This is a genomic window from Enterobacter sp. FW301-JW81, assembly GCF_058788735.1.
This window is the reverse complement of record NZ_JBYTBA010000005.1, coordinates 54,208-77,995: the sequence shown is the minus strand read 5'-3', so window position 1 is coordinate 77,995 and position 23,788 is coordinate 54,208. Positions and strand designations below refer to the sequence as shown.

Below are 23,788 nucleotides of genomic sequence, written 5' to 3'. Positions count from 1 at the left end.
TCTACTGTCTGGGCAAGACGGCAGGAGGAGTGACCATGTTTAGCCTCGATAGCGTTCTCGACGATCTTTGGCCTCAGGCGAGGCCTGCACCCTGGCAAAAAAGTCTGTTAAAAAGACTGTTTTACGAAGACGAGTTTCAGCAGTTTGCCGCAGCACACCGCCACCTGAAAGGACTGGATATGGTGGAGCAAGTTCTGGAACATCTTGATATTCTCTGCACCGTTTCCGCCCGCGATCTCGAACAAATCCCCGAACATGGCCCGCTGGTCATTATTGCCAACCACCCGACGGGTACGCTGGACGGGCTGGCGCTGATGTACGCCGTCTCCCGCGTACGGCGCGACGTTAAAGTCGTGACCAACCGGATGCTGACCCACCTTGAGCCCCTCAGCTCGCTGTTTATTCCGGTGGACAATATGGGCGGCAGGACGGCGAAATCGTCCCTGATCCAGATGGAACAGCATCTGCAAAACGCAGGCGTGCTGATCTTCTTCCCGGCGGGAGAAGTTTCCCGGCCGACGCGAAAAGGCGTCCGCGATAAAAAGTGGCACTCAGGCTTTATCAAACTCGCCGGCAAGCTGCGCGCCCCGCTGCTGCCGGTGCATATTCAGGCGCATAACAGCCTGCTCTTTTATGCCAGCACGCTGGTGTCGCCGACGCTGTCGATGCTGCTGTTGATGCAGCAAATGTTTCGCCGCCGCCACAGCCAGCTGCCGATTAAAATCGGCCAGCAGATTGCGTGGCATCACTGGCATAGCGCCACCCTTTCGTCGCGTGAGATGGCCGAGCAGTGTCGTCAGCACGTGATGCGTCTTGGCAAGGGAGTGCCTGGCGTCTTTAGAACCCAGTGCGCCATTGCCCGTCCTGAAGACCGGGCTATGCTGAGGCGTGAACTGGCGCAGGCCGAGTGCCTGGGGAAAACCAGCGACGGCAAAACCATCTACCTGTGGCAGCGCAACGGTCAGGAAGATGCCCCGCTGCTGCGCGAACTGGGCCGCCTGCGCGAGATTGCCTTTCGCGCCGTGGAGGAAGGGAGCGGCAAACGCCGGGACACGGACAGCTATGATGACGATTATCTGCACCTGATCCTCTGGGATGAAGAGGATCTGGAGATCGTCGGCGCATATCGCTTTATGCCGACCGCAAAACAGGTTGAACGTCGCGGTCTGGAAGGGTTGTACAGCTATAGCCTGTTCCACTACGACGACAAAATGCAGGACGTGCTGGAACACGGTATTGAACTGGGGCGCAGCTTCATTCAGCCGCGCTACTGGGGACGCCGCGGCCTGGATTATTTATGGTCCGGGATTGGGGCTTATCTGGCGCGTTATCCGCACTACCGCTACCTGTTTGGCCCGGTCTCCATCTCCGGTGGCTTACCGCCTGCCGCGCGGGATCTGCTGGTGGCATTTTACCGCCTGTGGTTCCCGGCAAGCCATCCGCTAGCCGCCTCACGTCAGCCGTATCCCGCATCGCTTCCGGACGTGCTCGCGCAGTTTGGCGGCGTGGATTACGTGGACGATCTGACGAAGCTGAAATCCCTGCTCGGCAATCTGGGCTGCGGCATTCCGCCGCTCTACAAGCAATATTCCGAGCTCTGCGAACCCGGCGGCGTGCAGTTTATTGATTTTGGCAGCGACCCGGCATTTAACGACTGCGTCGACGGGCTGGTGCTGGTGGATTTGTGTTACCTGAAGGCGAACCGCTATCAGCGGTATATTGAGGCGCACCTTTAAATGTGCGGTTTTTGTAGGCCGGGTAAGCGCAGCGCCACCCGGCAAGAACGGTGCACAATTGCCGGGTGGCGGCTACGCCTTACCCGGCCTACGGGTGCGACGGTTCAAGGACGGTAAAACGGCTTATCCCCCAAAATCGTCGCCCGCTGCATAATCCGGCGCTGCGGAAGATAGTCCGCATTGGCATAGTGCTGTGTTACCCGGTTATCCCAGATCGCCAGGTCGTTCTCCTGCCAGCGCCAGCGCACCTGAAACTCCGGCTTGGTGATATGCGCGAAGAGGAACCCCAGCAGCGCCTCACTCTCTTTCTCGGATACGTCCACGATGCGCGTTGTGAACCCTTCGTTCACAAACAGCGCCTGCTTGCCCGTGACCGGATGGGTACGCACCACCGGGTGCAGCAGCGGCGGGTGTTTTGCGACAGCCTCCTGCCAGCGCTGATGTTCCTCTTCCGTTTTACGGTACTTGTACTCCTGGAACGATTTTTTGAAGTCGTGCTCTGCGCGCAGCCCGCTCAGCAGCGTCCGGAACGGCGCGGAGAGCGCCTCAAAGGCCGCAATGCCGCTGGCCCACAGCGTATCGCCGCCCGTCTCCGGCAGCAGCTTCGCCGCCAGAATCGCCCCGGCCGGCGGCGTCTCGATAAAGGTCACGTCGGTGTGCCAGTTGTCGTTATCCGGCGGGTTATCGTTGTGGGTGTCCAGAACGATAATCTCCTCCACGCCTTCCGCATGCGGATAGACCGGGTGGATATGCAGGTCGCCAAAACGCAGCGCCAGCGCGCGCTGCTGCTGCGGGGTGATCGCCTGTTCGCGCAGGAACACCACCTGATGACGCAGTACCGCGTGGTACAGCTGCTCGAACTGGTTATCGCTCAGCGGACGGGTCACATCCAGGCCCGACACCTGCGCGCCAATGTACGGCCCCAGCGGGGTAATGGTCAGACGTTCACTCATTGTATTTCTCCATGCCAGGGCGTCAGGCGGCGCTGTAACGCGCGCAGCCCCAGTTCTAATCCAAAGGCGATCGCGGCGATCACCGCGATCCCTGCCAGTACCACGTCAGTCGCCAGGAACTCTCCCGCCGACTGCACCATAAACCCTAACCCTCGCGTGGCGGCAATCAGCTCTGCCGCCACCAGCGTTGACCAGCCCACGCCAAGGCCGATGCGCAGCCCGGTTAAAATTTCCGGCAGTGCGCCCGGTAAAATAACGAACAGCAGCACCTGCGTGCGGCTGGCTCCCAGCGACTGCGCCGCGCGGATCCGCACCTGCTGGGCGCTCTTCACGCCCGCCAGCGCCGACATGGCGACCGGGGCGAAAATCGCCAGGTAGATCAGCAGGATTTTTGACGTCTCGCCGATGCCGAACCAGATAACCATCAACGGCAGATACGCCAACGGCGGCACCGGGCGGTAAAGCTCAATCAGCGGGTCGAGGATACCGCGCACCGTCGGGCTCAGCCCCATCGCAATGCCCACAGGAATACCGATGATGACCGCCGCCAGCAGCGCCACCAGAATGCGCGTCAGACTTGCCCCAAGATGCTGCCAGAGCGTGGCATCCATAAAGCCCTGCGGCCCGGCGATGGTAATGAGTTTGGTCAGCACCTGTCCCGGCGGCGGCAGAAACAGCGGGCTGACCCACTGCTGGGCAGCAACCGCCCACCATACCGCCAGCAATACCAGCAGCGTGCCGACGCTGAGGGTTAACTGACGAGAGAAAGGCCAGCGCAGCGCCAGACGCGTGCGGCGCGTTTTTTCACTGAAGACGATGCTCATGAGAAAGCCTCCCGTTGTTCAAACACGCGGCTTAAGACGTATTCACGCTGTTCGATAAACAGCGGATCGGATTTGATGCTGCGCACGGGTTCTCCCGCGACGTAGCGGCGGGCGAAATCCAGCGGCAAACGCTCCAGCACGCGGCCCGGCCCCGGCGAGAGCAGCACCAGTTCGGTCGCCATAAACACCGCCTCTTCGATATCGTGGGTAATCAACAGCACCTGCTTGCCCGTCTCATGCCACAGGCGCAGCAGCAGGGTTTGCATCTGCTCGCGGGTGAAGGCATCCAGCGCCCCGAAAGGCTCGTCCAGCAGCAACAGCTGCGGGTTTGCGGCCAGCGCGCGGGCAATACCTACGCGCTGCCGCTGGCCGCCGGAAAGCTGCCAGATAAAGCGTTTTTCCGCCCCTTCCAGCCCCACTTTTTTCAGCATCGCCCGTGCCGTTTCCAGCCGCAGTTCACGATTAACACCCGCCAGCTGCAGACCAAACGCCACGTTTTCCTGCACGTTGCGCCAGGGGAGCAGCCCTTCATTCTGGAAGACCACGCCGCGCTCGGCGCCCGGGCCTTCAACCTTTTTGCCTTCCAGTTGAATGGTGCCATGCTGATAAGGGACAAACCCGGCGATCAGATTCAGCAGCGTGGTTTTTCCGCACCCGGACGGGCCCAGCACCACCAGCAGCTCACCGCTGTCCAGCGTCAGGTTGATGTCCTCCAGCGCGGGTTTACCACCGTAATCGGCATACAGGTTCGTAATATTCAGCATGGCGAACTCCTTATTTCACAAAACGATCGGTCACGTACTGGCTGTAATCCGCCGCCACCGCGGGCACTTTGCCCTGCTCTTTCAGGAAGGTGGCCGTATCCACAATCGCTTTGTTCACCGGCCCCGTCAGCTGCTGTACCTGCTGTGCGGGTGTCAGATAGGTATTGCCTTTCACCAGTCCCGGCACGTCCGCCTCCGGCACGCCGCTCAGGCGGGAGAGTTTTTCCAGGTTGGCGGGCTGCTTCAGCCATTCATCCGGATTGCTGATGTACGGCTGCTGGGCGTCAATCGCGCTTTTCGCAAAGGCTTTCACCACCTCAGGATGTTTCTCGGCAAAGTCTTTGCGCACGACCCACACGTCGAGGGTTGGCGCGCCCCACTGGCCCACTTTTTCAGAGTCAGTCAGCACGGTGCCGTCTTTTTCCAGCTCGTTCACCGCCGGCGCCCAGACGTAAGCCCCGTCAATATCGCCGCGCTGCCAGGCCGCGATAATCGCCGGCGGCTGGAGGTTGAGAATTTGTACCTGACCCGGCTTGATGCCCCAGTGTTTCAGCGCCGCTAGCAGGCTGTAGTGGGTAGTGGAAATAAACGGCACGGCGATACGTTTGCCGATCAGGTCTTCCGGTTTGGTGATGTTTTTCTTCACCACCAGCGCTTCAGAGTTACCGAGCTGCGAGGCAAGCAGGAACACCTCAATTGGCACCTGCTGGCTGGCCGCGACCGCCAGCGGGCTGGATCCGATATTGCCGATCTGCACGTCGCCGGAGGCTAACGCACGCACCACGGACGCCCCGCTGTCGAACTTACGCCAGTCGACTTTCGCCCCGCTCTCTTTCGCAAAGGTGTTATCCGCCTGCGCGACTTTCGCCGGTTCCGCAGAGGTTTGATACGCGACGGTGACGTCCACCGCCTGCGCCTGAAAAGCCCACAGCGCCAGTGCGCCGAGTAATGTGATTCGCGATGAAATTGCCATAGTGCCTGCTCCCCTTGTTGTTATGAGGGCAGTATTTCCGGCGCGGGAATTTTGATAAAGGAATAAAAAGGTATCGCTCATTCCGAATCGTTTTTAGAAAAAAACCGGCAAAGGATAGTTAAAAAGTGGACTGTGGCTTTATTGCAATTTTGTTACATCGGTTACATAACCGCAGCCGCAGGATTGCCAGCCCGCCGGCAACGGGCATCATAGGTCAACTAATGAGCAAAAGGTGTCGAGATGATTAAAGTGGTGCTGGTGGACGATCACGTGGTGGTGCGTTCCGGTTTCGCCCAGCTGTTAAATCTGGAAGAGGATGTGATCGTTGAGGGCCAGTTTAGCAGCGCGGCGGAGGCGTGGCCCGCCTTGTCGCGCAACGATATCGATGTGGCGGTGATGGACGTCGCAATGCCGGACGAAAACGGCCTTAGCCTGCTCAAGCGCCTGCGCCAACAGCGGCCGACGTTTCGCGCCATCATCCTGAGCATCTACGACACCCCGGCCTTTGTGCAAAGCGCCCTCGACGCGGGTGCAAACGGCTACCTGACCAAGCGCTGCGGTCCGGAGGAGCTGGTGCAGGCCGTGCGCACCGTCGGCATGGGCGGGCATTACCTGTGCGCCGATGCGGTAAAAGCGCTGCGCGGCGGCGAGCCGATGCCAAAAGCGCTTGAGGCACTCACCCCGCGCGAGCGCGAAGTGTTTGAGCTGCTGGTGAAAGGCGAAAGCGTGAAGGAGATTGCCTATACGCTTTCGCTGAGCCATAAAACCGTTCACGTCCATCGTGCCAACGTGCTGGGCAAGCTTCAGTGCAGCAGCACCATCGACCTGGTGCACTTCGCGCTTGATAACCAACTGCTCACGGGCCACTGATGCGGCGCGCTGTCCGGCATCTGATCCTGTCCCTGTTCATTATGCTGGCCTGGGGAACCGGCTGGCTGATGCTGTGGACGCTGAGCTTCTACCTTACCCACAACGGCCAGCAGGCGGTGCTGTTTCTGCCGCAGGGCGTGTGGCTGGCGCTGATGATTTTACTTTCACGTCGCTACTGGCCTGCATTAATTCTTCCCCCCCTTGCCGCCATTCTGTGGCTGCACGGTGAGCAGCTCCTCACGCGTTATCTAATGCTGGCCGTGCCGCTTATCGGCATCGTCAGCGCCTGGCTGGCACAGAGGTACTGGCACCGCTTCCCGCTCTACTGGCAGCGGCTGTCGACGCTGATTGCGGCGGTGACGGTGAATGCCCTGCTGCAAACCTTGCTCCTGTCGCCCTTTCTGGACAGCCCGGCCACGCTGCTTTTGCTCGGCTCCTTTACCGGTGGCGTACTGCTTACGCCGTTCGTCTATCTGGTCTTCGAATTTTTACGCCAGCAGCATCGTTACCATCTGCTGGGGCTGGACACCAGCAATCCGCCGCTGCGCACCTCGCTGATTATCTGGTGCAGCCTGTTTTTCATTATCGGCATCGGCACGCAGATGGTGCTCTCCCCCGCGCTGGAGCGGCTACTGCTGATTGTCGTGTTCCTGCCCAACGTGGTGATGGCGTGGAAATTCGGCTGGCAGGGCGGTGTCCTTTCCGGGCTGCTCGGCAGCATGATGATCACCATTGCCCGCCAGGTGGGCGTCGGGTTTAGCGACCTTCTCGAACTGGAAATTTTTCTCTCTACCCAGTCGCTGCTGGGGATTGGCCTGGGGATCGCCATCAGCCGCCAGCAGCATCTGGCGATGAACCTCGAACGCTATCGCCACCGGCTTGAGAGTGAACTTCAGGCCAGACGGGCGCTGGCGGAAAAGCTGATCCATTCCGAAGAGGACACCCGCAAGCAGCTGGCGCGCGAGCTTCACGATGAAATCGGCCAGAACATCACCGCTATCCAGATCCAGTCTCAGCTGGTGAAGCGGGCGAGCGATACGCCGCTCGCCATTGAGGCCGCCGGACAGATCAACGACCTCGCGCGGCGTATTCACCACTCCACGCGCCAGCTGCTGCGCCAGCTCCGCCCACCCGTGCTCGACGAGCTGTCGCTCCAGGAGGCTCTGCACCACCTGGTCAACGAGTTCGCCTTCGCTGAACGCGGGATCCGCTGCCGTTTTGACTACCGGCTTCCCACGCCGCCGGAAAGCGAAACGCTGGTCTTTACGCTGTATCGCCTGCTACAGGAGCTGCTCAACAACGTCTGCAAACACGCCAACGCCAGCGAAGTCACGATTCTGCTCTGCCAGCGTCACGCGCGGCTGTACCTCGAGGTGCACGATAACGGCAGCGGCATCAGCCCGCAGCAGCAGCCCGGCTTCGGCATTCAGGGCATGCGCGAACGCGTCTCGGCGCTCGGCGGCGAACTGACGCTGGAATCCCGTCTCGGGACGCGCGTAATTGTTAACCTGCCCACAAATTTGCAACAAACGCCGCGCTGACCAGGAAAAAGTCTTAGTCACTCCAGACTTTGTCTCATCCCATTTATGCCGCACTTCCCTACAGTCATCTCAAACGGAGAACGCCATGCACGCACTGTCTGCTGAAGAGGTTTCACAACGTTACCGGGCGCTGCGCCCCAGACTGCTCCTTTGTATGGTGATTGGCTACGCCGCGTTTTACCTGACGCGAAAAAGCCTGAACACCGTTTTACCCGCGCTGCAGCTGGATTTGGGGCTCAGCAAGGGCGATATCGGGCTTATCGGCTCGCTGTTTTATCTCAGCTACGGGCTGTCCAAATTTGCCGCCGGACTCTGGCACGACAGCCACGGACAGCGCGCGTTTATGGGCATCGGGCTGCTGGCAACGGGCGTGCTGAACGTGCTGTTCAGCTTTTGCGATGCGTTCCCGCTGCTGCTGTTTATCTGGACGCTGAACGGCTTCTTTCAGGGCTGGGGCTGGCCGCCCTGCGCCAGGCTGCTGACCCACTGGTATTCGCGCAACGAGCGCGGCTTCTGGTGGGGCTGCTGGAATACCTCTATCAATATAGGTGGCGCGATTATTCCGTTGATTTGCGCCGTTGCCGCCCACCGATGGGGCTGGCAGGCGGCGATGCTGACACCGGGGATCATCAGCATCGTGCTCGGTCTGTGGCTGACCACACAGCTGCGGGGCACACCGCAGGAAGAGGGTCTGCCCACGGTCGGGGAGTGGCGGAGCGATCCGCTGGAGCTGCGCCAGCAGCAGCAAAGCCCGCCGATGGGGCTATGGCAGATGTTGCGCACCACCATGCTGCAAAACCCGATGATCTGGCTGCTCGGGGCGTCGTATGTGCTGGTGTATCTCATCCGCATCGCCCTGAACGACTGGGGCAACATCTGGCTGGCAGAAAGCCACGGCGTGAATCTGCTCAGCGCCAACGCCACGGTGATGCTCTTCGAAGTGGGCGGCTTACTGGGCGCGCTGTTTGCCGGATGGGGATCAGACCTGCTGTTCAGCGGCCAGCGTGCACCGATGATTTTGCTGTTCACGCTGGGGCTGATGGTGTCTGTCGCCGCGCTGTGGCTGGCACCGGTTCACCACTACGCCCTGCTGGCGATGTGCTTTTTTACGGTCGGATTTTTCGTCTTCGGTCCGCAGATGCTCATTGGCCTTGCCGCCGTTGAGTGTGGACATAAACAGGCGGCAGGCTCGATTACCGGCTTTCTCGGCGTATTTGCCTATCTGGGCGCATCGCTGGCCGGGTGGCCGCTGTCACAGGTGATTGAACGCTACGGCTGGTCGGGGATGTTCAGTTTGCTCTCGATTGCGGCCGTCCTGATGGGTTTATTACTGATGCCCTTGCTGATGGCGGGCATCACCGCTTCTCGCAGTCACATAACGTCATAAAAAGGGCTGAATAATGAAAACAACGCTTCTCTCTACCCTCATTGCTTCCGGGATCGCGCTGGCTACCTTAACCGGTGCCGCACAGGCCAAAGGCCGTCTGGTGGTGTACTGCAGCGCCACCAACGAAATGTGCGAAGTCGAAACCAAAGCGTTCGGTGAAAAGTACGATGTTAAAACCTCGTTTATCCGCAACGGCTCCGGCAGCACGCTGGCGAAAGTGGATGCCGAGAAGAAAAACCCGCAGGCCGATGTATGGTACGGCGGCACGCTCGATCCGCAGTCCCAGGCCGGTGAAATGGGGCTACTCCAGCCCTATAAATCGAAAAACCTGGAACAGATCATGGAGAAATTCCGCGATCCGGCCAAGGTGAAGGGCAACCTCTCCTCAGCGGTTTACGTCGGGATCTTAGGTTTTGGCGTCAACACCCAGCGCCTGAAAGAGAAAAACCTGCCGGTCCCAAAATGCTGGAAGGATCTGACCAAACCGGAATACAAGGGTGAGATCCAGATCGCCGATCCGCAAAGCTCCGGCACCGCCTATACCGCGCTGGCAACCTTCGTCCAGCTGTGGGGGGAAGACCAGGCCTTCGACTACCTGAAACAGCTGAACGGCAACGTATCTCAGTACACCAAATCCGGTATTGCCCCGGCGCGTAACGCCGCGCGCGGTGAAACCGCCATCGGCATCGGCTTCCTGCACGACTACTCGCTGGAAAAAGAGCAGGGTGCGCCGCTGGAGCTGATCTCTCCGTGCGAAGGCACCGGGTATGAGATTGGCGGCGTGAGCATTCTGAAGGGCGCGCGCAACGAAGAGAACGCGAAGCTGTTCGTGGACTGGGTGCTCTCCAAAGAAGCGCAGGAGCTGGCGTGGAAGAAGGGCAAGTCCTACCAAATCCTGACCAACACCACGGCGGAAACTTCGCCGAACTCGCTCAAGCTCGATGACCTGAAGCTCATCAGCTATGACATGGACAAGTACGGCTCTACGGACGTGCGTAAAGCGCTGATCAATAAATGGGTCAGCGACGTGAAGATGGGTAAATAAGCCCGCGAACAGTGGTCATCGCCCGGCTGCATTCCTTTGCCGGGCATCCAACACCCGGAAAACTTATGTCACAAACACTTCCTCTTCATCCCGCGAAAAAACGGGATGCGGTATTCCTGTGGGTTTTACTCGGCTGGCTGGCCTTTGCCCTGCTGCCGAGCTGGAGCCTTGATTACGGCCTGCTGGAATCTACCGGGGATGAGATCCTCGACGCCTACGGCTGGTCCCATTTCAACGTCAGCTGGCTGTGGTACCTGCTGCCGAGCCTGCTGCTGGTGCGCCCGTTTAACGAAGCAAAGCGCGAGCAGCGCAGCCGCCACTACCTTGACGCGGGCTGGGCGCTGCTGTGCATGGCCTTTATAGTCATCAGCGCCACGGTGGAAGGACGCGGCTTAGGCTATGCCACCATCATGCTGTTTGTTGCCCTGGGCGCCATCATGACGCTGGCCCTCACCCGCCTGGAGTGGCTGGGCGGCGATCGCTTTGTCATCGGCTCGCTGATTACCATCGTGGCGCTGATCGGCATTTTTATCGTCTGGCCGAGCATCGCCATTTTCATTCCGATGTTCACCAACGACGCTGGCGAATTCGCCCCGCTGGCCTTTATGAACGTGCTGTCGCAGGCGCACATTATCCAGGTCATCATCAACTCGATTCTGCTGTCGATAGCCGTCGGGGTCGGCTGCACCTTCTTTGGCCTGGTGCTGGCGATTTACACCACGCGCATCGCTAAACGCAGCGCCATCATTGGACGTATCTTCTCGATTCTCCCCATCGTGACCCCGCCGTTTGTGGTGGGGTTGGGCGTTACGCTGATGATGGGGCGCTCTGGCTATATGACGGAGCTGATGGTGGACTGGTTTGGGTTAACCAATACCAACTGGCTGTACGGCTTCACCGGCATCTGGCTGGCGCAGGTGCTGGCCTTCACGCCGATGGCCTTTATGATCCTCGACGGCGCGATCAAAACCATCCACCCGTCGCTGGAAGAGGCCTCATACACCCTGCGCGCCAGCCGCTGGCAGACCTTTAACGGCGTCTTCGTGCCGCTGCTGAAGCCGGCGCTGGCGAATGCGTTCTTAATCGTGATTGTGCAGTCGCTGGCCGACTTCAGTAACCCGCTGGTGCTGGGCGGGAACTTCGACGTGCTGGCCACGCAGATCTACTTCTACATTACCGGCTCACAGCTGGATTATCAGGCAGCGAGTACCCTTGGGGCCTTCCTGCTGCTGTTCTCGCTGCTGGTGTTCTGCATTCAGTACATGTGGATCGGCAAGCGCTCCTACGTCACCGTGTCCGGTAAATCGTACCGCGGCGACGTGCAGCCGCTGCCGGTGACGCTGGTGTGGAGCGTGATCGCCCTGCTGGCGGTGTGGATCGCCTTTAACGCCCTGCTCTACGGCAGCATTTTCTACGGGAGCTTTACCGTCAACTGGGGCGTGGATTACACCCTGACGCTGGATAACTTTATCAAGCTGTTCGGCCAGGGGATGAGCGACGGTGCGTGGCCTTCACTGCTCGATACTCTGCTTTACGCCGGGATTGCCGCGCCGATCACCGCCGCCTTCGGACTGCTGATTGCCTGGGTTGTGGTGCGCCAGCAGTTCCGGGGTAAAAAGACCATCGAGTTCACCACCATGCTGTGCTTTGCCGTACCGGGTACCGTGGCGGGCGTGTCGTACATTCTGGCCTTTAACAGCGCGCCGGTGTACCTCACGGGCACCGCCGCCATCGTGATTATCTCCATGGTGATGCGTAACGTGCCGGTGGGCATTCGCGCCGGGATCGCGGGATTAGGGCAGATCGACAAGTCGCTGGACGAGGCCTCGCTGAGCCTGCGTGCCGGAAGCCTGCGCACCATCACCCACATCCTGCTGCCGCTGCTGCGTCCGGCCATTTTATCGGCGCTGATTTACAGCTTTGTGCGCGCCATCACCACCGTCAGCGCCATTGTGTTCCTCGTCACGCCGGACACCCGCGTGGCAACGGCCTACATTCTGAACCGCGTGGAAGACGGCGAATACGGCGTGGCGATTGCCTACGGCTCGATCCTGATTGTGGTCATGCTGGCGATCATTTTCCTCTTTGACTGGCTGATCGGCGAGGCGCGTATCTCCCGTTCAAAAGCCAAAAACCAGGCGTAACGCTATGACTGAGAAACATTTTGTTGAACTGCGCAACGTGACCAAACGCTTTGGCGCAAACACGGTAATTGAAAACATCAACCTGGCGATCCCGCAGGGACAAATGGTAACGCTGCTCGGCCCGTCCGGCTGCGGTAAAACCACCGTGCTGCGCCTGGTTGCCGGGCTGGAAAAACCGACCGAAGGGCAGATTTACATCGATGGTGAGGATGTGACCCACCGCTCCATTCAGCAGCGCGATATCTGTATGGTGTTCCAGTCCTACGCGCTTTTCCCGCATATGTCGCTGGGCGAGAACGTGGGCTACGGTCTGAAGATGCTGGGCGTTTCGCGCGCAGAGATAAAAACGCGGGTCAAAGAAGCCCTGGCGATGGTTGACCTGGAGGGGTTTGAAGATCGCTACGTGGATCAGATTTCCGGCGGCCAGCAGCAGCGCGTGGCGCTGGCCCGCGCTCTGATCCTCAAACCCAAAGTGTTGCTGTTCGATGAACCGCTGAGCAACCTCGATGCGAACCTCAGGCGCAGCATGCGGGACAAAATCCGCGAGCTGCAAAAGCAGTTCAACATCACCTCGCTGTACGTGACGCACGATCAAAGCGAGGCATTTGCGGTTTCCGACACCGTGCTGGTGATGAACAAGGGCAACATTATGCAGATTGGCTCGCCTCAGGATTTGTATCGGCAACCGGCGTCTCGCTTTATGGCGAGTTTTATGGGGGATGCCAACCTCTTCCCGGCCCGCTTCAGCGAGGATGTCGTGGAAATCCACGGCTATCGTCTGCCGCGTCCGCTGCACTTTACTACCCAGGGCGAAGGCACCGTCGGCGTGCGTCCGGAGGCGATTACGCTCAGCCAGCACGGCGAGGCGAGCCAGCGCTGCACTATCCGCCACGTCGCCTATATGGGTCCGCAGTATGAGGTGATTGTCGACTGGCACGGACAAGAGATTTTACTGCAGGTTAACGCCACGCGCCTGCAGCCGGACGTGGGCGATGCGTACTATCTTGAGATCCATCCGTACGGGATGTTTGTATTGGCGGAGGCGGCATGATGTGTGCCGGGTAAGGCGCAGCCGCTACCCGGCAAAAGACTCAGCGCTGCGCGTTCAGCTCAGCAATATCTTTTGGCGTGGTGCGGCAGCACCCGCCAATCAGCTTCGCTCCGGCTTCCAGCCACTGCGGCAGATACCCCGCCAGCGTCTCGCACGCTTCGCCGTGGTGGTGCCAGGTTTTGGTTACCGCGTCATAGTGCTCGCCCGAATTCGGATAGACCACCAGCGGCAGCGCGGTCAGGCCTTGCAGATGCTTCAGCGCCGCCGTGGTGTTTTCCAGAGCGATGCAGTTAATGCCCAGGGCAACAATGTGCGGAGAATTCGCCAGTACGCTGACCACCTCACGCAGCGGCGTGCCGTCGCTCAGGTGTTCACTGTCTCGCAGGGTAAACGAGAACCACGCCCGGGCGCGAGGATACTCGGCCAGAAGTGCCGCCAGCGCCTTGATTTCCGCAAAGGACGGCAGCGTTTCACACGCCAGCAGATCGGCACCCGCATCCAGCAGTGCCTCCACGCGCGGGCGGTGAAAAGCAGTGAACTCTTCAGCACTGCGCACATAGTCGCCGCGATATTCAGATCCATCCGCCAGATACGCGCCGTACGGCCCCACGGAGCCAGCAACCAGCAGCGTGCCCGCATGCGGGTTTTCGGCCAGATACGCTTCGCGCGCGTTACGCGCCAGCTCTACGCTTTTGCCGATCAGCGCGCGAGACTGCGCCTCGTCCAGACCGCGCGCGGAAAAGCCCGCAGGCGTGGCCTGATAGCTGGCGGTGATAGCCACCTGCGCACCAGCCCGGTAGTAATCAAGATGTACTTCGCGGATGAGATCCGGGTTTTCAACCAGCACTTTGGCAGACCAGAGGCTGTCTGCCAGGTTACAGCCGCGCGCTTCCAGCTCCGTTGCCATCGCGCCATCCAGCACTACGAACGGCTGTTTTTCGAGGATGGCGGTAAGCGGATTATTCTGCGACATGTTCAGGCTCCTGCGATGTCATATTTCGGGTCAGATAGTAGGCACCATAGCACAGGGCAACGAACGGAAGCCCGCAATAAAGGGCAATGCGCTGGCTCGGGTCAAACCACAGGCCGACACAGGCCACCACGCAGAGGATAAAGCCGAGCACCGGCACCAGCGGATACCACGGCGCTCGATACTGCAGCGCAGAGAGCGGCTGGCCGGACTGCAGATAACGACGACGGAACACGAAGTGCGACGCGCAGATGCTGATCCAGACCGCCACCACGGCAAAGCCAGAAATCGCCGAGAGCGCAACGAACACGGTGTCCGGAGCCACGACGCTTGAGAACAGCGCCAGCACGCCGCCGAGCATGGAAACCGAAAGCGCCGTAAGCGGCACGCCGTTTTTGTTGACGCGGGCAAAGCAGCGCGGCAGCGTTTTCTCATTCGAGAGCGACCACAGCATGCGTCCAGACGCGTACAGACCGGAGTTCGCCGCCGAGAGGATCGCCGTCAGGATCACAAAGTTAAAGATGTCCGCCGCATAAGGAATACCGACCTTTTCGAACACCAGCACGAACGGGCTTTTTTCCACACCCGCCTGCTGCATCGGGATCAGCGCCGCCAGTACAAACACGGTACCGATAAAGAAGATAATCAGCCGCGCAATGGTGGTACGGATAGCGACCGGAATCACCTTGTGGGGGTTTTGGGTTTCACCCGCCGCGATACCGATAAGCTCCGTCCCGGAGAAGGCAAAATTCACCGCTACCATGGTCATCAGGATCGGCAGGCCGCCGTGCGGGAACCAGCCTTCGGCCGTAATGTTGGTTAAGCCCGGCGCGGGCGTACCGTCCTTCATCGGGATAAAGCCAAAGACCGCCGCGCCGCCCAGGATAATAAAAGCGATAATGGTGATGACTTTCACCAGTGAGAACCAGAACTCACCTTCCGCAAAGAAGCGCGTCGAGATGACGTTGAGGCTAAAAATCACCGCGCAGAAGACCACACACCAGGCCCAGACGGGCACCTGCGGGAACCAGTACTGCATGCAGAACCCGGCGGCGGTAAAACTTGACCCGAGCGCCACCGTCCAGGTGAGCCAGTAGAGCCACGCCACGGTGTAGCCCGTGGCCGGGCCAAGATAGCGGGCGGCGTAGACGTGGAACGCGCCGGTTTCCGGCATCGCCACGGAGAGCTCGCCCAGACACTGCATCACCAGCCAGACCACCAGCGCGCCTATCAGATACGCCAGCAGCGTACCCGCCGCCCCGGTCGTCGCAATGATGTATCCGGTATTAAAGAATAACCCTGTCCCAATCACGCCGCCCAGCGAGAGCATAATCAGGTGGCGCGTTTTCATGGTGCGCTTAAGCTGTCCATTTTCTTGTTGTGTTTGCATATTACCTTCTATACGTATGGACATCTAAACATCCAAAGAAGGTGTGTTATACCGCGGTTGTTAATAAAAAGCTAGATGACCAGACGCAAACGGGCGCGCCGCGCGCTGAGTCTGGGGTGGGTTGTGAGGATCACATAGAGAATTGGACGCCAGGCCATAAGCACCTCCGCAAGCAGATACTTACAGCATGGTGCGGACGACGTCGATCCTGGGTCAGACAAAAGTCGTATCTTTTCCCTACCAGCTAAACCCTCTGCATGCCTCGCGCAGGCGAATTAAAAACTGGCGCGCGTTAGTGGTCATCGCCGATTTCTGCGACCACACCGCGCAGTACTGAGCCGACGGCAGCTGGGCGATGGGCAGCGCGACCAGCTTGTCATCAAGCTGCAGCGGCTGACACATTGCCCGAGCAACCACCGTCAGATAGTCCGCGTTGAGCACCATACTCAGGCCGGTGATAACAGAATCCGTACGCAGCGGCGTCACGTCGACCTGTCGGTAAAAATGGCTGAGCTCGTTTTGCAGCTGCTGGTAGTAACCCATTGATGACTCCGGCAGCAACCATTTAGCCTGACGCAGCGCCATCAGATCGCGTGCGTCAGCCAGCGGATGTCCTTTGCGCGCGACGATACAAAACGGCGAGGTGAACAGAGGTTCGATCATCACCCCTTCTGGCGGCGCCATCGGATCGACAGAACCGATGGCGATGTCAATTTCACCGTTGCGCACGCCGGGTAACAGCGAGGATAACTGCCCTTCTTTTACCGTCAGCAGCACCTGCGGCAGCGTCTCCTTAAACGCCTCGGCCACATCGGGAAACACCGTCAGCGCAATCAGTGACGAGAACCCCACGGTCAGCCGTCCGTGGGTGTAATGGTTAATCTGTTCCACTTCATCTGCCGCACGGCGCAACTCCTCCAGCACCCACTCCGCGCGGTGGGAAAAGGCCATTCCCGCCTCGGTCAGGGCGATGCCCTCTTTGCTGCGCAATAAAAGTTGCGTGCCTAAAGTTTGCTCAAGCTCACGCAATGTTCGGCTCAACCCGGGCTGAGAAACGCCCAGCTCGCGCGCGGCTGAACGAATACTGCCGCTGCGTGCCACCTGACGAAAGGCCTGAAGATGCCCAAGCTTTGGCAAATATCTCATCACTCACCCTATAACAAAAAAGCATCACCTATAGAAAAATTATATCTTCCCGGGTCTCAGGTAAACCCCTAGATTCGGAGTACACACAACACTCCTCATCACACTCTGACGTCAGGCGGAAAATAAAATGAAAAGCCAGTCACAGATGATTTTTTTGCTTTTTGTCGGCTATGTCGTGGTCTATATCGATAAAACCGTCATGGGGTTTGCCCTGCTGCCTATCGAAAAAGAGTTCGGCCTCACCAGCGCGGAACTGGGCTACATCACCGGCATTTTCTTCCTGGCCTATTCTCTCTTTCAGGTGCCCGCGGGCTGGCTGAACGACAGGCTCGGCTATAAAACCATGCTGATCCTCTCCCTGTGCGCGCTCGGGATCTTCGCCCTGTGCTTCGGTGCGCTGGGCATGAGCTTTGGCCTGCTGCTGCTGTTTCGCTTTCTCTCCGGAGTGGGGCATTCCGGCTACCCATGCTCTTGCGCGAAAGCGGTGGTCAGCAATTTCTCGCTGGAAAAACGCACCTTTGCGCAATCGGTTTTGCTTTCCTCCGCCGGGCTGGCAATGACCGTGGGGCCCATTGTGGCCGTCTCTGCGCTGGAGCATCTGGGCTGGCACGCGTCGTTTGTGGTGCTGGGGATCGTTGCTTGCGCCATCGCCGCGCTGATCGCCGTGCGCGTGCCCTATCAGAAACCTGCGCCGCGCCCGCAGTCAGGTGAGCAAAACGGCGCCCTGTGGCGTAACCCGACGGTGGTGCTACTCTTTGTCTCTGTGTTCTGCGTCAATATTCCCAGCTACGGCCTGATGGCCTGGCTGCCAAAATTCTTCGTCCAGAGCAGGGGGATGCCGCTGGAAATTTCCGGCTATATCGTCGCCGTCGGCGGCGCGGGGATTTGGCTCTCGTCCTTGTGCACCGGCTGGTTCGTCGGGAAATATTTCCACAACCGCGAGCCGCAGGTGATTTTGATCTGCGCGCTGATCGGTGCTGCCGCCATTTTCGGCATCTTCCATACCGCTACGGCGCTGACGGCCAGCGTCCTGCTGTTCGTGGGGGAGATCTTCCTGATGGCAACCTTTGTAACCGCCTTTACCCTGCCGATGAAACGCCTTCCGGAGAACATTATGGGATCGGCTATCGGCCTGATAAACACCGGCGGAACGCTGGGAGGCTTCGTTTCGCCTGTCGTAATTGGCTATCTTGTCGGGAAAAGCCACAGCTACGAAAGCGCGTTTATTTTCCTGTCACTGGCAATGGTCTGCGCGGGGGCGGCGATAGTACCGCTGATAAAAAAACCTGTGGCCACGCTGCCGGTGACTGACTGAAGGAGACCGTCATGAAAAGTACCACTGAAAACCTTATCCGCGACGTTAATGAAGAGGTGATCCGCTGGCGCAGGCATATTCACGCCAACCCGGACCTCTCGTTTCAGGAAAAGCCCACCGCTGATTTTATTGCCCGCGAGCTGGGGAATCTGCCGGAGCTGGCGATAAGCCGCCCGCTGGAGAACAGCGTAGTAGCCGTATTGCAGGGCGAAAAACCCGGCCCAACGTGGGCGCTGCGGGCCGATATCGACGCGCTACCGCTACAGGAAGAGAGTGGAGAATCATTTAGCTCCACTCGGCCCGGCGTGATGCACGCCTGCGGTCACGATGCCCACACCGCCATGTTGATGGGGGCAGCGAAAGTGCTCTGCCATCTGCGCAGCCAGCTTTGCGGCAGCATTAAGTTTATCTTCCAGCCTGCCGAAGAGGTGCCGCCGGGCGGCGCACGCGAGCTGGTGGAGAAAGGGGTCGTTGACGACGTCGAAAAGATTTTCGGCCTGCACGTATTCCCGAACAGCCCTACGGGAAAAATCACGCTGAAAGAGGGCGTTTACGTTGCCTCCAGCGATAACTTTGACATCACTATTTTTGGGCAGGGCGGCCACGGCTCAATGCCGCAGTTCTGTATCGATCCGGTGGTAATCGGCGCTGAAGTGGTTACCGCCCTGCAAAACGTGGTCGCACGTAATCTTGACCCGATCAACGCCCCGGTGCTGACCATTGCCACCTTCCAGGCCGGTGATAGCTATAACGTCATTCCGGACAGCGCCCGTCTGGCAGGAACGGTGCGAACCCATAATCAGCAGGTTCGTGAACAGGTTCCCCGGCTGATGCAGCGTATTGTTGAAGGCGTAGTGAGCGCCCACGGGGCGCGCTGTGAGATCCGCTGGCAGCAGGGTTATGCCGTCGGAAATAACCATGCCGACACCAACGCCATCGCCAAAAAAGCCATTGCGGAGCACTTTGGTGACGGGACGCTGCAGCTGGCCGATCGCGCGCTGTTCGGCAGCGAAGATTTCTCATCCTATCAGGAGAAAATTCCCGGTTCGTTCCTGTTTATCGGCTGCGGCAACGAGGAAAAGGGTGCGGTATGGAACGTCCATAACCCACACTTCCGCATTGATGAAGCCGCGCTCACCGTGGGCGTTAAGGCACATATTGCGCTGGTAAGCGCGTTATTTGAGGCGATTTAACGCCTCACCAACCATTGCACCTTACCCGGTGCAATGGTTGGTAATTCTCACAATCGGTTCTATAGTCGTCACAGTTTCTTAGTAACCAGGACTGACTGATGCGCTTTAACGGACTGACCAAAGGCTTCTTTATTTTCATTCTCGCCCTTGTGACCTGGGCCTTCTTCGACGTGCTCTCGCCCTACTTCTCCGCGATACTGTGGGCCGCGATTCTGACCGTCATTTTTAACCCGGTAAAAAACAAGCTGCGCACCGCGCTGGGGGAGCGCAACGGGCTTGCCTCGCTGTTGACCATCGGCATTATCTGCCTGATCGTCTTTATCCCGCTGATGGTGATCCTCTCCTCGCTCGCCATTGAGCTGAACGTGGTTTACACCAAACTGCAGGAGAACAACACCCAATTCCCTGAAGTGGTGGCGAGCATCTTCAACCACCTTCCAGGCTGGGCCAGCGGCTTCCTGGCGGATCACAACCTGACCAACGCGGCGCAGATCCAGAAAAAACTCTCCGATGTCGCCCTGCAGGGCGGGCAATATCTCGCCGGCAGCGCGTTTCTGATTGGCAAAGGGACGTTTGGCTTTGCGATTAGCTTCGGCATCATGCTTTATCTGCTGTTCTTCCTGCTGAAAGATGGCCCGTATCTGGTGCGCCAGATCCTCGACTCCCTGCCCCTGTCTGATTTCGCCAAGCAGCACCTGTTCGCTAAATTCGTCGGCGTGTCGCGCGCCACGGTAAAAGGAACGGCTGCGGTGGCCGTGGTTCAGGGCATACTCGGCGGAATTGCGTTTGCAATTGTGGGTATTGACGGCAGCGTGCTCTGGGGCGCGCTGATGGCGTTCCTCTCCCTGGTGCCCGCCATCGGCTCGGCGATTGTCTGGGTGCCCGCCGCTATTTTCCTGTTCGCCACGCATCAGATCTGGCAAGGGCTGTTTATTGTCGGCTTCTTCGTGATCGTCGTCGGGCTGGTGGACAACATCCTGCGCCCGCTGCTGGTGGGGAAAGACACCAAAATGCCGGACTACCTGATTCTGATCTCCACCCTCGGCGGTATGGAGCTGTACGGCATTAACGGCTTTGTCATTGGGCCGCTGATTGCCGCGCTGTTTATCGCCTGCTGGAACCTCTTCTCCGGGCGCGATCACGAAGGTAACGCCGAAGAGCTGGACGCGGATTTCATCGAAGAAGGAAAAAATCCTCCAGATTTGTAGGGATGTGACGATAAAGACCACACGAGGCGGCACTGTGCCGCCTTTTTTTTCACCTTAAATCAAACGTTTTCTATAATTTGAAGAACGCCATCCTACTCATGCCGTAAAAGGATCATCTGGTGCGAATCGCGACGATAACCAACTGGGCCTATGGTGCCACGGTCTGCCTGACCATCGCCTCCGGCATCATTATGCTGATGGCGTCCAATGCCGATACCATCGAGCGTCAGGCCGTTGAACAACGGCAGAAATTTGATCAGCTTACGGAAGATATCGAAACCGATGTCTGGGCGCAGTCTGATTTAGCACGGCTGTACGTCATTAAAAAAGATCCGCAGATTCTCAAGGAATATAACCAGGCAGAAAAGAGCCTGAAGAGCATCGAGCTTCGGCTGGAAAAGTTGCAGGATAATGGCGCATCGGATGAAGAACTGTCCCTGCTGCATGAAGGGGTAAAAATCGTCGATGAGCTGCAGGACGAACAGCAAACCGCACTCGCCAGCCTTGAGCAAGGCGAAGACGCTCAGGCCGTTGCCCTGCTCTATGGCGCCCCGTATGAGCAGGAGCTGGAGCGCGCGCAGAACCAGATCGATCACTTTCGCCAGATACTCGACAAACGCGTCATCGCCTCCGTTCAGGAAGCGACAAAAAAATCGAAAGCGCTGCGTACCGCCTCTGAGCTGACGGTCGGCCTGACCGCCCTGCTGTTCCTGTTTGTTCTTGGCTTTATATTAAAACGCCGCGTGCTGCGCCCCGTGGTGCGACTGAGCGACGTGGTGCACCGCCTGGCGTCACAGGATTACGCGGTTGAAACGCCCAATTTCAACCAGATTGATGAGATCGGCGATATGGCGCAGGCCATCAGCATCTTCCGTGAAAACGGCCTTGCGCGACAGCGTCTGGAAAGAGAGCGCGATGCCGACTGGGCCATCCGCGAGCTGCTGGCGCGCATGACCCAGCGGCTGCAGGGGTGTGAAAACTTTAACGATGTGATTAACGTGGCGGAGCTGTTTGCGCCCAACATTGCACCGGGGATAGCGGGCCGGCTCTACATTCTTGACCGTGAACCGTGGCAGATGCGCTGCGTCGCACACTGGCTTTCACCGGTGGGTGAAGAGACGACCTTCCACCCGGACGAGTGCTGGGCCGTACGTCGCGGGCAGAGCCATCCGCCGGTAAACGGTGAGCCGGATATCGCCTGCTACCATCTTCCCGCTTCACAGGCGGAAACCGCGCTGTGCGTGCCGCTTATCGCCCAGGGAGAGGCCATTGGCCTGCTCTCCTTCCAGAATATCACGGCAGACAATGCCCCTTCCCGCGCGTATCTGGAACTGATGGCCGAAGCGCTCGGGCTGGCGCTGGCCAACCAGCGTCTGCGCGACGCGTTGCTGGAAAAAGCCTTGTTTGACCCGCTCACCGGCCTGCGTAATCGCCATCATCTGGAAGATACCCTGCAAACCCAAACGGCACAGGCGATTCGCAGCGGCGAGCCGTTAAGCTGCATGATGATCGATATCGATCACTTCAAGAGCATTAATGACCGGTTCGGCCACGAAGCGGGCGACCTGGTTATCAAAACCGTGGCGTCGATTGTTCAGCGGGCCACACATGACAACGGACTGGCGTTCCGCTACGGGGGCGAGGAGTTTCTGGTTCTGCTTTCCGGTGCCGATGAAGCAGGGGCATACGCCTGCGCGCAGAAGATTTACACCGGCGTGCATGAGCTGTCGATTCGCTACGGGCTGACCGAGATTGGCCCGGTAGATGTGTCGATAGGCATTGCCAGCTACCCGCAACATGCCCAGACTGACAACCTGCTGCGCGCCGCGGATGTGGCCCTGTACCGCGCGAAAGAGCTGGGCCGGGCGCGGATTGTGAGTTTTGGGATGCTGGAGGCGGGTTAGCTATTATTTTCACGCCACTGCTTTACCATCTCATCCGTCACTTCATTTTTATAACAAATCGGAGCATAGCCTCCTGCTTTGCTCCATGCGCTGCGTCTTCCGCAGGCGCTTCCGTTCCTGGCCCGGTTAAAAGGACAGGCGCATACCCCGGGATAAGATGCAATTGACTCTGCAATAACATTCTCTTTAACCTGTTCACTGGAAACTGAACTGTTTTTTGCCACGGCAATGTCCGCAGCAAAAAAACAGCACACAGCGAAAAGCACCATCAAGGATGGTCTTTTTTTCATTTTTTTGACTCGTTTTAAGTAAGGGGCCTGCACACGATAAGCGGCGAAAGAAAGAGATATAATGATTCAAGTCAATGGTAATACATTTGAAAAAGACAAATTTAGCTGTGGTAAATTTAATAAAGAAAAAACGACCACTGTTTCCCCTCTGCGAATTAAAGAATGTCCGGTATAGATCGAGGCACACGTCGCCAGACATCATTACTCAAAGTATGATAGCGCGGCACCTGTACGGACACCGTATCGCAACGCCCACTGGAGCCGTCATCGGCACGTCCTGTCCTGACGTTTAGTCACTAAAAAATGATTTTCATCACAGATAAATCTGTGATGCGTAAAACGACAATCCGTAAAAACGATCGTTTTTTAAACGGCTGGGGAGCTTGTTCAAGTAACCTAAGCGGATTTCAAAAAAAGAAGCGCAGACAGACAATCAAAACCCGCAGATTCGGAATTGCGCAACCCATTGATTACAATGAGTTTAAACGCAACCATTCTTTAAAAACCATAGCGTTCCAACAAAATATATAAACTAGTAGGATTACTAAATTATAATTCTTATACTTCTGTTAAAAAGTGGAGGCAAAAATGCGATTAACCCTACTGCTGTTATGCTGTCTGGTACCTGGTGTAACCTGGGCTGGCGAACTGCCAAAACCAGTTGGTAAACCCATTTTAACGATTTACGGTAATATAGAAAATACCAATGAAAATGGAAAAGCAGTGTTTGATCTCGCCAGCCTTGAAAAACTGGGTGTGGTGAGTTTCGAGACGACCTCCCCCTGGTATAATGGACGTACTAAGTTTGAGGGTGTTCCCATGAGCAAACTCATGGATTATGTGGGTGCGAAGGGCTCTAACGTGAACGTTATTGCGCTCAATGATTATTCCACGATCATCCCTCTCAGCGATTTCAAAAAATACAACGCCATTCTCGCCTTAAAGGTCAATGGCGAATATATGCGCATCCGCGATAAAGGTCCATCATTCATTGTTTACCCCTATGACAGTATTCCGGAGTTGAATAATCAAATTTATTACTCGCGATCAGCATGGCAGGTTAGCAAAATGAAGATTGAGTAGC

The 23,788-nt window shown here is 58.1% G+C and carries 20 protein-coding genes; 12 read left to right on the top strand and 8 right to left on the bottom strand.

Going from position 1 to position 23,788, the window contains the following annotated elements; translation table 11 throughout:
* Window positions 1-35: 35 nt before the first annotated feature.
* A complete protein-coding gene (gene olsF / locus AC3WOK_RS16050) occupies window positions 36-1,736 on the top strand; it encodes a bifunctional ornithine lipid synthase OlsF (protein ID WP_447855154.1) in 1,701 nt (566 codons plus the stop codon).
* 104 nt (window positions 1,737-1,840) lie between these two features.
* On the opposite strand, the gene tauD is transcribed toward olsF, so the two are convergent.
* From tauD to tauA, 4 genes are read right to left on the bottom strand one after another with little or no spacing between them, the layout of a single operon-like run.
* A complete protein-coding gene (gene tauD / locus AC3WOK_RS16045; protein WP_010427974.1) occupies window positions 1,841-2,689 on the bottom strand; it encodes a taurine dioxygenase in 849 nt (282 codons plus the stop codon).
* Window positions 2,686-3,513 (bottom strand): taurine ABC transporter permease TauC, encoded by an 828-nt coding sequence (tauC, locus tag AC3WOK_RS16040; RefSeq protein ID WP_059310487.1) that lies wholly within the window; start codon window positions 3,511-3,513, stop codon window positions 2,686-2,688. The genes tauD and tauC overlap by 4 nt, the downstream gene beginning before the upstream one ends.
* The gene (gene tauB, locus AC3WOK_RS16035; protein WP_063429194.1) at window positions 3,510-4,277 is read right to left on the bottom strand and encodes a taurine ABC transporter ATP-binding subunit; all 768 of its coding nucleotides are present in this window, start codon (window positions 4,275-4,277) and stop codon (window positions 3,510-3,512) included. The genes tauC and tauB overlap by 4 nt, the downstream gene beginning before the upstream one ends.
* Before the next feature lie 10 nt (window positions 4,278-4,287).
* The gene (tauA, locus tag AC3WOK_RS16030; RefSeq protein ID WP_042716721.1) at window positions 4,288-5,250 is read right to left on the bottom strand and encodes a taurine ABC transporter substrate-binding protein; all 963 of its coding nucleotides are present in this window, start codon (window positions 5,248-5,250) and stop codon (window positions 4,288-4,290) included.
* Window positions 5,251-5,490: 240 nt separating this feature from the next.
* Between tauA and AC3WOK_RS16025 the strand changes: the two genes are divergently transcribed.
* From AC3WOK_RS16025 to fbpC, 6 genes are all read left to right on the top strand, one after another.
* The gene (locus AC3WOK_RS16025; RefSeq protein ID WP_059310485.1) at window positions 5,491-6,120 is read left to right on the top strand and encodes a response regulator transcription factor; all 630 of its coding nucleotides are present in this window, start codon (window positions 5,491-5,493) and stop codon (window positions 6,118-6,120) included.
* A complete protein-coding gene (locus AC3WOK_RS16020) occupies window positions 6,120-7,661 on the top strand; it encodes an MASE1 domain-containing sensor histidine kinase (protein ID WP_059310484.1) in 1,542 nt (513 codons plus the stop codon). Before AC3WOK_RS16025 ends, AC3WOK_RS16020 begins: the two co-directional genes overlap by 1 nt.
* An 85-nt stretch (window positions 7,662-7,746) precedes the next feature.
* The gene (gene uhpC / locus AC3WOK_RS16015) at window positions 7,747-9,048 is read left to right on the top strand and encodes an MFS transporter family glucose-6-phosphate receptor UhpC (protein WP_063428262.1); all 1,302 of its coding nucleotides are present in this window, start codon (window positions 7,747-7,749) and stop codon (window positions 9,046-9,048) included.
* Between the two features lie 13 nt (window positions 9,049-9,061).
* On the top strand, window positions 9,062-10,093 hold the full coding sequence (locus tag AC3WOK_RS16010; protein ID WP_033487712.1) for an ABC transporter substrate-binding protein: 1,032 nt from the start codon (window positions 9,062-9,064) through the stop codon (window positions 10,091-10,093).
* A gap of 65 nt (window positions 10,094-10,158) precedes the next feature.
* Window positions 10,159-12,237, top strand: a complete 2,079-nt coding sequence (locus AC3WOK_RS16005) for an ABC transporter permease (protein WP_447855153.1) — start codon at window positions 10,159-10,161, stop codon at window positions 12,235-12,237.
* 4 nt (window positions 12,238-12,241) lie between these two features.
* Window positions 12,242-13,288 (top strand): ferric ABC transporter ATP-binding protein, encoded by a 1,047-nt coding sequence (gene fbpC / locus AC3WOK_RS16000; protein WP_059310481.1) that lies wholly within the window; start codon window positions 12,242-12,244, stop codon window positions 13,286-13,288.
* 40 nt (window positions 13,289-13,328) lie between these two features.
* On the opposite strand, the gene mmuM is transcribed toward fbpC, so the two are convergent.
* From mmuM to AC3WOK_RS15985, 3 genes are all read right to left on the bottom strand, one after another.
* Window positions 13,329-14,261 carry a homocysteine S-methyltransferase gene (gene mmuM, locus AC3WOK_RS15995; protein WP_492354802.1) on the bottom strand — a complete coding sequence of 311 codons (933 nt, stop codon included), beginning with the start codon at window positions 14,259-14,261 and terminating at the stop codon, window positions 13,329-13,331.
* Window positions 14,248-15,648 carry an S-methylmethionine permease gene (mmuP, locus tag AC3WOK_RS15990; RefSeq protein WP_447855151.1) on the bottom strand — a complete coding sequence of 467 codons (1,401 nt, stop codon included), beginning with the start codon at window positions 15,646-15,648 and terminating at the stop codon, window positions 14,248-14,250. Before mmuP ends, mmuM begins: the two co-directional genes overlap by 14 nt.
* Before the next feature lie 237 nt (window positions 15,649-15,885).
* The gene (locus tag AC3WOK_RS15985; protein WP_059310478.1) at window positions 15,886-16,794 is read right to left on the bottom strand and encodes a LysR substrate-binding domain-containing protein; all 909 of its coding nucleotides are present in this window, start codon (window positions 16,792-16,794) and stop codon (window positions 15,886-15,888) included.
* Between the two features lie 127 nt (window positions 16,795-16,921).
* Between AC3WOK_RS15985 and AC3WOK_RS15980 the strand changes: the two genes are divergently transcribed.
* From AC3WOK_RS15980 to AC3WOK_RS15965, 4 genes are all read left to right on the top strand, one after another.
* The gene (locus tag AC3WOK_RS15980; RefSeq protein ID WP_059310477.1) at window positions 16,922-18,109 is read left to right on the top strand and encodes an MFS transporter; all 1,188 of its coding nucleotides are present in this window, start codon (window positions 16,922-16,924) and stop codon (window positions 18,107-18,109) included.
* Between the two features lie 11 nt (window positions 18,110-18,120).
* Complete coding sequence (locus tag AC3WOK_RS15975; protein ID WP_447855150.1) at window positions 18,121-19,302, top strand: amidohydrolase; 1,182 nt, start codon at window positions 18,121-18,123, stop codon at window positions 19,300-19,302.
* A 98-nt stretch (window positions 19,303-19,400) separates the two neighbouring features.
* Window positions 19,401-20,510: an AI-2E family transporter gene (locus tag AC3WOK_RS15970; protein ID WP_059310475.1), complete on the top strand. Its 1,110-nt coding sequence runs from the start codon at window positions 19,401-19,403 to the stop codon at window positions 20,508-20,510.
* 119 nt (window positions 20,511-20,629) lie between these two features.
* Window positions 20,630-22,414, top strand: coding sequence for a diguanylate cyclase (locus AC3WOK_RS15965; protein ID WP_059310474.1), 1,785 nt, complete (start codon window positions 20,630-20,632; stop codon window positions 22,412-22,414).
* Here AC3WOK_RS15965 and AC3WOK_RS15960 read toward each other — a convergent pair.
* Window positions 22,411-22,704 carry a hypothetical protein gene (locus AC3WOK_RS15960; protein ID WP_072250571.1) on the bottom strand — a complete coding sequence of 98 codons (294 nt, stop codon included), beginning with the start codon at window positions 22,702-22,704 and terminating at the stop codon, window positions 22,411-22,413. The two genes, AC3WOK_RS15965 and AC3WOK_RS15960, sit on opposite strands and share 4 nt — an antisense overlap.
* A 588-nt stretch (window positions 22,705-23,292) precedes the next feature.
* Here AC3WOK_RS15960 and AC3WOK_RS15955 point away from each other — a divergent pair.
* Window positions 23,293-23,787: a putative pterin-binding protein gene (locus AC3WOK_RS15955; protein WP_059310473.1), complete on the top strand. Its 495-nt coding sequence runs from the start codon at window positions 23,293-23,295 to the stop codon at window positions 23,785-23,787.
* The last annotated feature ends 1 nt before the right edge of the window (window position 23,788 follow it).

Bases quoted from the DNA above. Each gene is read 5' to 3' on its own strand.
- olsF (WP_447855154.1), top strand. From the start codon at position 36: ATGTTTAGCCTCGATAGCGTTCTCGACGATCTTTGGCCTCAGGCGAGG.
- tauD (WP_010427974.1), bottom strand. From the start codon at position 2,689: ATGAGTGAACGTCTGACCATTACCCCGCTGGGGCCGTACATTGGCGCG.
- tauC (WP_059310487.1), bottom strand. From the start codon at position 3,513: ATGAGCATCGTCTTCAGTGAAAAAACGCGCCGCACGCGTCTGGCGCTG.
- tauB (WP_063429194.1), bottom strand. From the start codon at position 4,277: ATGCTGAATATTACGAACCTGTATGCCGATTACGGTGGTAAACCCGCG.
- tauA (WP_042716721.1), bottom strand. From the start codon at position 5,250: ATGGCAATTTCATCGCGAATCACATTACTCGGCGCACTGGCGCTGTGG.
- AC3WOK_RS16025 (WP_059310485.1), top strand. From the start codon at position 5,491: ATGATTAAAGTGGTGCTGGTGGACGATCACGTGGTGGTGCGTTCCGGT.
- AC3WOK_RS16020 (WP_059310484.1), top strand. From the start codon at position 6,120: ATGCGGCGCGCTGTCCGGCATCTGATCCTGTCCCTGTTCATTATGCTG.
- uhpC (WP_063428262.1), top strand. From the start codon at position 7,747: ATGCACGCACTGTCTGCTGAAGAGGTTTCACAACGTTACCGGGCGCTG.
- AC3WOK_RS16010 (WP_033487712.1), top strand. From the start codon at position 9,062: ATGAAAACAACGCTTCTCTCTACCCTCATTGCTTCCGGGATCGCGCTG.
- AC3WOK_RS16005 (WP_447855153.1), top strand. From the start codon at position 10,159: ATGTCACAAACACTTCCTCTTCATCCCGCGAAAAAACGGGATGCGGTA.
- fbpC (WP_059310481.1), top strand. From the start codon at position 12,242: ATGACTGAGAAACATTTTGTTGAACTGCGCAACGTGACCAAACGCTTT.
- mmuM (WP_492354802.1), bottom strand. From the start codon at position 14,261: ATGTCGCAGAATAATCCGCTTACCGCCATCCTCGAAAAACAGCCGTTC.
- mmuP (WP_447855151.1), bottom strand. From the start codon at position 15,648: ATGCAAACACAACAAGAAAATGGACAGCTTAAGCGCACCATGAAAACG.
- AC3WOK_RS15985 (WP_059310478.1), bottom strand. From the start codon at position 16,794: ATGAGATATTTGCCAAAGCTTGGGCATCTTCAGGCCTTTCGTCAGGTG.
- AC3WOK_RS15980 (WP_059310477.1), top strand. From the start codon at position 16,922: ATGAAAAGCCAGTCACAGATGATTTTTTTGCTTTTTGTCGGCTATGTC.
- AC3WOK_RS15975 (WP_447855150.1), top strand. From the start codon at position 18,121: ATGAAAAGTACCACTGAAAACCTTATCCGCGACGTTAATGAAGAGGTG.
- AC3WOK_RS15970 (WP_059310475.1), top strand. From the start codon at position 19,401: ATGCGCTTTAACGGACTGACCAAAGGCTTCTTTATTTTCATTCTCGCC.
- AC3WOK_RS15960 (WP_072250571.1), bottom strand. From the start codon at position 22,704: ATGAAAAAAAGACCATCCTTGATGGTGCTTTTCGCTGTGTGCTGTTTT.
- AC3WOK_RS15955 (WP_059310473.1), top strand. From the start codon at position 23,293: ATGCGATTAACCCTACTGCTGTTATGCTGTCTGGTACCTGGTGTAACC.